Genomic DNA, 5,074 nt, shown 5'->3' with positions numbered 1-5,074 from the left:
GTCGCGCCCGGGCCGACCGCCGGGGGACCCCCGGCCTCCGCGGCGACCCTTTTGGATGTGCTGGATCGGCATCTGCAAGACCACGCGGACCGCATCCACATCCTCTACGAGGATTCCGAGTCGGGTACACAGCCGATCAGTTATCGCTCGCTCGCCGACGGTGCAGCGCGGGTTGCCGGGCGTCTGCAGGCCGCCGGATTGCGTCCGGGTGCGACCGTGGCCCTGATGCTTCCGACGGGGCCGGATTACTTCAACAGCTTCTTCGGCGTCCTCATGGCCGGCGGCGTCCCGGTGCCCATCTATCCGCCGAGCCGACCTCAGCAGATCGAGGAGCACCTGCGTCGTCACGCCCGGATTCTCGACAATGCCGGTGCGGTCTTTCTTGTCACGGTCCCGGAGGCGCGGGCCATCGGCCGCGTCCTGCGGGTTCAGGTCCGCTCGCTGCGCGGCATCGTGACGCTCGAGGGTCTCGAGCGGGAGACACCGAGCGAGACGTGGGCGCGCCCCGCGTCAGAGGACATTGCCTTTATCCAGTACACCTCGGGCAGCACCGGCGACCCCAAGGGTGTGGTGCTGAGCCATGCCGACCTCCTCGCAAACATCCGCGCCATGGGCGAGGTCGTGCAGGTCGCACAGGACGACGTCTTCGTGAGCTGGTTGCCGCTCTATCACGACATGGGTTTGATCGGCGCATGGCTCGGCAGCCTCTATTACGGCATTCCCCTGGTGTCGATGTCCCCGCTCGCCTTTCTGGCGCGTCCGGTGCGCTGGCTGGAGGCGATCCATCGTTATGGCGGGACCATCTCGGCGGCCCCCAACTTTGCCTACGAGCTCTGTTTGACCCGAATCACCGATGCCCAGATCGCAGATCTGGACCTGAGCCGCTGGCGTTGGGCGCTCAACGGTGCCGAGCCCGTCAGTCCCGAGACCTTGCGTCGATTCGCGGAGCGCTTTGCCCCCGCCGGTCTGCGTGCCGAGGCGCTTTCCCCCGTCTATGGTCTGGCGGAGGCGGCGGTCGGTCTGGCGTTTCCCCCGGCGGGGCGAGGGCCCCGGATCGATTGTATCGACCGCGATCGCTTTGCCCGCTCGGGCTATGCCTTGGCGGTCGATTGCAAGGATCCGCAGGCGATAGAGGTGGTGGCCTGCGGTCGCGCGCTCCCCGGCTACCGAGTGCGCGTGGTCGACGAAGCGGGTCGAGAGCGGCCCGAACGCCACGAGGGTTTGCTCGAGTTCCAGGGTCCGTCGGCGACCCGGGGCTATTATCGCAATCCGCAGGCGACACTGGCGCTGATCCACGACGGCTGGCATTCGACCGGCGATCGCGCTTATCTGGCGGGCGGCGACATCCATCTGACCGGCCGTGTCAAGGATCTCATCATCCGCGGCGGGCGCAACATCTATCCCTACGAGGTCGAGCAGGCCCTCGGCGAGGTCGTCGGCGTGCGCAAGGGTTGCGTGGTCGCCTTTGCGGCAAAAGACCCGGAGCTGGGCAGCGAGCGGCTCGTGATCCTGGCCGAGAGCAAGGAGCGCGATCCGGCGCGGCGCGCCGAGCTGGTCCGGCAGCTGCGCGAGCGCGCGACCGATGTGCTCGGACTGCCGCCCGACGAGCTGCTGCTGGTGCCGCCGCGTGCCGTGCTCAAGACCTCGAGCGGCAAGCTGCGACGCGCCGCCACGCGGGATCGTTATCTCGCCGGCCAGCTCTCCGAGCAGGTGCGTCGCCCCGTCTGGCAGTTGGTGCGGGCTGCGGGGTCCGGGCTTCGCGCACGGCTCCTGAGTCTGCCGGGGCAACTCTATGCGGGCTACGCCTGGGGGGTGTTCTACCTGATCGCGCCATGGTTCTGGGTCGGCATCATGGCGAGTCCGAGTCCGCGTCTGCGATGGTCGATGGCGCGGTTCGGCATCCGGCTCCTGCGCCGGCTGACCTTCGTGCGATTGGCCGTGACGGGCCGGGAGCATCTTCCGCCGAAGGGACATCCCTTCGTCTTGGTCGCCAATCATCAAAGCTATCTCGATGGTTTGGCCTTGGCCGAGGCGGTGGAGCGTCCGATCGGCTTCGTGGCGAAGAGCGAGCTCCTCGCGCGGCCGATCGTGGCGGCCTTCATGCGGCGGATGGGTGCGAACTTCGTCGATCGCTTCGACCCGCACGCGGGGAGCGCCGAGTCCGCCCGTTTGACCGAGGTGCTGGCCCGCGGGGAGGCCCTGGCGTTCTTCCCCGAGGGCACCTTCCGCGAGCAACCGGGACTCCTGCCCTTTCGGATGGGTGCCTTCGCCGCCGCCGCTCAAGCCGGTGTTCCTCTCGTTCCCGCGGTCCTGCGGGGGACGCGCGAGCTGATGCCCGGCGACCGCTTTTCGCCTCGTCCCGGGCACGCCGAGGTGTTGATCGGCCCGCCTATCCAGCCCGACGGAGACGATTGGGAAGCCGCGATCGGACTGCGTGACCGTGCGCGTGCCTGGATTGCGGAGCGTGTGACCGGCTGATTCTCAGAGAAGCTTCACCAGAGCGGCGATCGCGGCGACCTGGGCGAACATCAACGGGATGATCCATTTGAGTAGATCGGCCTTGGAACGCACGATCTCTCCTCGAACCTGCTCGATCTCTTTCTGAAGGCGGAGCTCGGTTTCTCTGATTTCGCCGCGTAGGAGCTCGATCTCCTTGCGAAGCCGCAGCTCGGCCTCGTTGAGATGACCGCGTATTTGGACGGTCTCGGCCCGAATCTGCTCGATCTCCTTCTGGAGTCTCAGCTCGGTCTCGCGCAGATGGCCGTGGGTGACCAGATCCGGGAGGTGCGGATAGCGTTCCTCGAGACGCTCGAAGGCCTCGGCGATGACGCGCGCACGGGTGCGGTCGTCGGTAGCCGTGGTCAGGGCTTCGTAGAGTGCGACGCTGGATCTCATGGAGCGACTATGGAGTGCAATTTGGACGCGTGCAAGTCCGGCGCGCTGCGATCGAAACGTGTATCAGCGTCCGATCGCCACCGGACAGCCCAGGGTCTCCAGACTGCTCCAGAGCGAGGTGCGCGCCAGGAGCGGATTGGTCTCGTCGAGGATGAGTAGATCCATGCCGAGGTTCCGGACCGTCGCCGCGAGACCGGCGGCATCGGTTGCCTCCAGCGACACCAGGCGTGTCTGCTCGCGCAGGGTTCCGAGCTGCTCGAGCACGCGGTTGCGCAGCGTGGCCGCATCCGCGCGGGTCGCGGGTTGTAGGATGACGACGAGACTCGCGGCATGTCGAATCCCCAGCTCCACGGCGATCGAGAGGGCGCGTGTTGCCCCCTCGCTTCCGGAATAGAGCACGCCGACCAGAAGACCGCCGCCGCGATGTTTGGGGACGATCGGTCGCGGGCGCCTCCGCAAGGGTGCGAAGCGCCCGATTCGTCCCAGCGCGAAGAGCTCCGCATCGAGCCCGGCGCCCAGGATCTCGGCCTCGAGATCGCCCCGCCAGACCCGGAACGACGAGACCACACCCAGCTCGCTCGCGGTGCGTTCGAGTCGCTCGCGCACGCCGCGTGCGGCGGCGCGCAGCTCGCGTTCGAGCCTTTCGGCGTCCAGGGCACTCTCGCACAGGGTCGCGATCCGCAGCTCCCGCAGAAAGGGCAGCCCGGCGAGACGCAGCAGCTCGGTGTCCTCGACGAACACGCCCTCCAGCTCGGCATTCAAGGCGGCGGCGATGCCGGCGGCCAGCGTCAGGCCCTGCAGGCTATGCGGGGAGGCGTCCAGTGCGACCGCGACGCGTCGGATCCGTCCGCCCGGATCGGCGGCGCTCATGGCTCGGCCCTCTCCGCCGGTCGCGTGCGGCCGTCGACCTGCGCATGCAGGGCACGCAGGCGCTCGGAGAAGCCGATGAGGCGCGCCTCGACACGCGCGTTGACGCTGCCCTCCGGGAAGCCCCCGTCGGAGGCGCGCTCGCCGGCCGGCGTCCCGGTCAGGATCTCGATTCCCTCGTCGATGCTCGCGATCGGGTAGACGGCGAACCGGCCCTGCGCGACCGCCTCGCGCACGTCCGCGCGCAGCATCAGATGCTTGACGTTGGAGACCGGGATCAGGACGCCCTGTCCGTCGACCGGTCCGCGCGCCGCGCAGGTGTCGAAGAAGCCCTCGATCTTCTCGTTGACCCCGCCGATCGCCTGGACCTCGCCGAGCTGATTGACCGATCCCGTCACGGCGAGCGACTGGCGGATCGCCAGATCGGCGAGCGCGGAGAGCAGGGCATAGAGCTCGGCCGAGGAGGCGCTGTCGCCCTCGATGCCGCCGTAGGACTGCTCGAAGACCAGGCTCGCCGAGAGCGACAGCGGATGGCCCAAGGCATAGCGCCCGGCGATGAAGCCCTGGAGGATGAGTACGCCCTTGGAATGGATGGGGCCGCCGAGCTTCACCTCGCGCTCGATGTCGATCAGCTCGCCCTTGCCGAGTCGCACCCGCGCCGTGATCCGGCTGGGGTGTCCGAACGCGAAGCCTCCGAGGCTCATGACCGCGAGCCCGTTGACCTGACCGACCCGTGCCCCGTCGGTCTCGATCAGGATGGTCCCGCGGGTGGTCTCTTCGCGCAGCCGTCGGCTGATGCGGTCGGCGCGTGCGATCTTGGCGTCGATGGCCTGTTGGACATGCGCCGCGCCGACCGTCTCGCATCCCTCCGTGCCGGCCCAGTAATCGCTCTCGCGCACCAGGTCGCCGATGGAGCGCATGTGACTGGAGAGCCGCTCGTTGTCGTCGGCCAGGCGCGCGCTCTGCTCGATCACCCGAGCGACCGCGCCGCGATCGAAGTGGTGCAGCCCGGCCCGTCGTACCTCGGAGGCGATGAACCGCGCATAGACGAGGTGACTCTCCGGACCGCGCACGAGCTGGTCTTCGAAATCGACCGCGACCTTGAAGAGCTCGCTGAACTCCGGGTCCAGCTCGCATAGCAGGTAATAGATGTGACGCTCGCCGAGCATCACGACCTTCACATCCAGCGGGATCGGCTCGGGCTCCAGCGACAGGGTGCTGATGAGACTGGTGATCTGGGCGAGCGATTCGATGCGGATCTCGGCGGCCTGAAGGAGACGCTTTAAGGTCTCCCAGGCGAACGGCTGCATCA

4 protein-coding genes are annotated in these 5,074 nt (G+C 68.0%); 1 reads left to right on the top strand and 3 read right to left on the bottom strand.

Annotated features, from left to right (window positions below; translation table 11 throughout):
- On the top strand, positions 1–2,478 hold a 2,478-nt coding region (locus VLR48_RS11220), incomplete at its 5' end, for an AMP-binding protein (protein ID WP_325291869.1).
- Positions 2,479–2,481: 3 nt separating this feature from the next.
- On the opposite strand, the gene VLR48_RS11215 is transcribed toward VLR48_RS11220, so the two are convergent.
- The 3 genes from VLR48_RS11215 to VLR48_RS11205 form a co-directional block, all read right to left on the bottom strand.
- A complete protein-coding gene (locus tag VLR48_RS11215; protein ID WP_325291868.1) occupies positions 2,482–2,895 on the bottom strand; it encodes a DUF1640 domain-containing protein in 414 nt (137 codons plus the stop codon).
- Between the two features lie 63 nt (positions 2,896–2,958).
- Positions 2,959–3,765 carry a hypothetical protein gene (locus VLR48_RS11210; RefSeq protein ID WP_325291867.1) on the bottom strand — a complete coding sequence of 269 codons (807 nt, stop codon included), beginning with the start codon at positions 3,763–3,765 and terminating at the stop codon, positions 2,959–2,961.
- A partial coding sequence (locus VLR48_RS11205; RefSeq protein ID WP_325291866.1) for a Lon protease family protein occupies positions 3,762–5,074 on the bottom strand: 1,313 nt, incomplete at its 5' end. The genes VLR48_RS11210 and VLR48_RS11205, both read right to left, overlap by 4 nt.

This window comes from Thiocapsa sp., from assembly GCF_035467215.1.
Taxonomy (GTDB): domain Bacteria; phylum Pseudomonadota; class Gammaproteobacteria; order Chromatiales; family Chromatiaceae; genus Thiocapsa.
This window is presented reverse-complemented; position numbering and strand designations above follow the sequence as displayed.

Coding starts and splice junctions, on each gene's coding strand:
- VLR48_RS11210 (WP_325291867.1), bottom strand. CDS start 3,765: ATGAGCGCCGCCGATCCGGGCGGACGGATCCGACGCGTCGCGGTCGCA.
- VLR48_RS11215 (WP_325291868.1), bottom strand. CDS start 2,895: ATGAGATCCAGCGTCGCACTCTACGAAGCCCTGACCACGGCTACCGAC.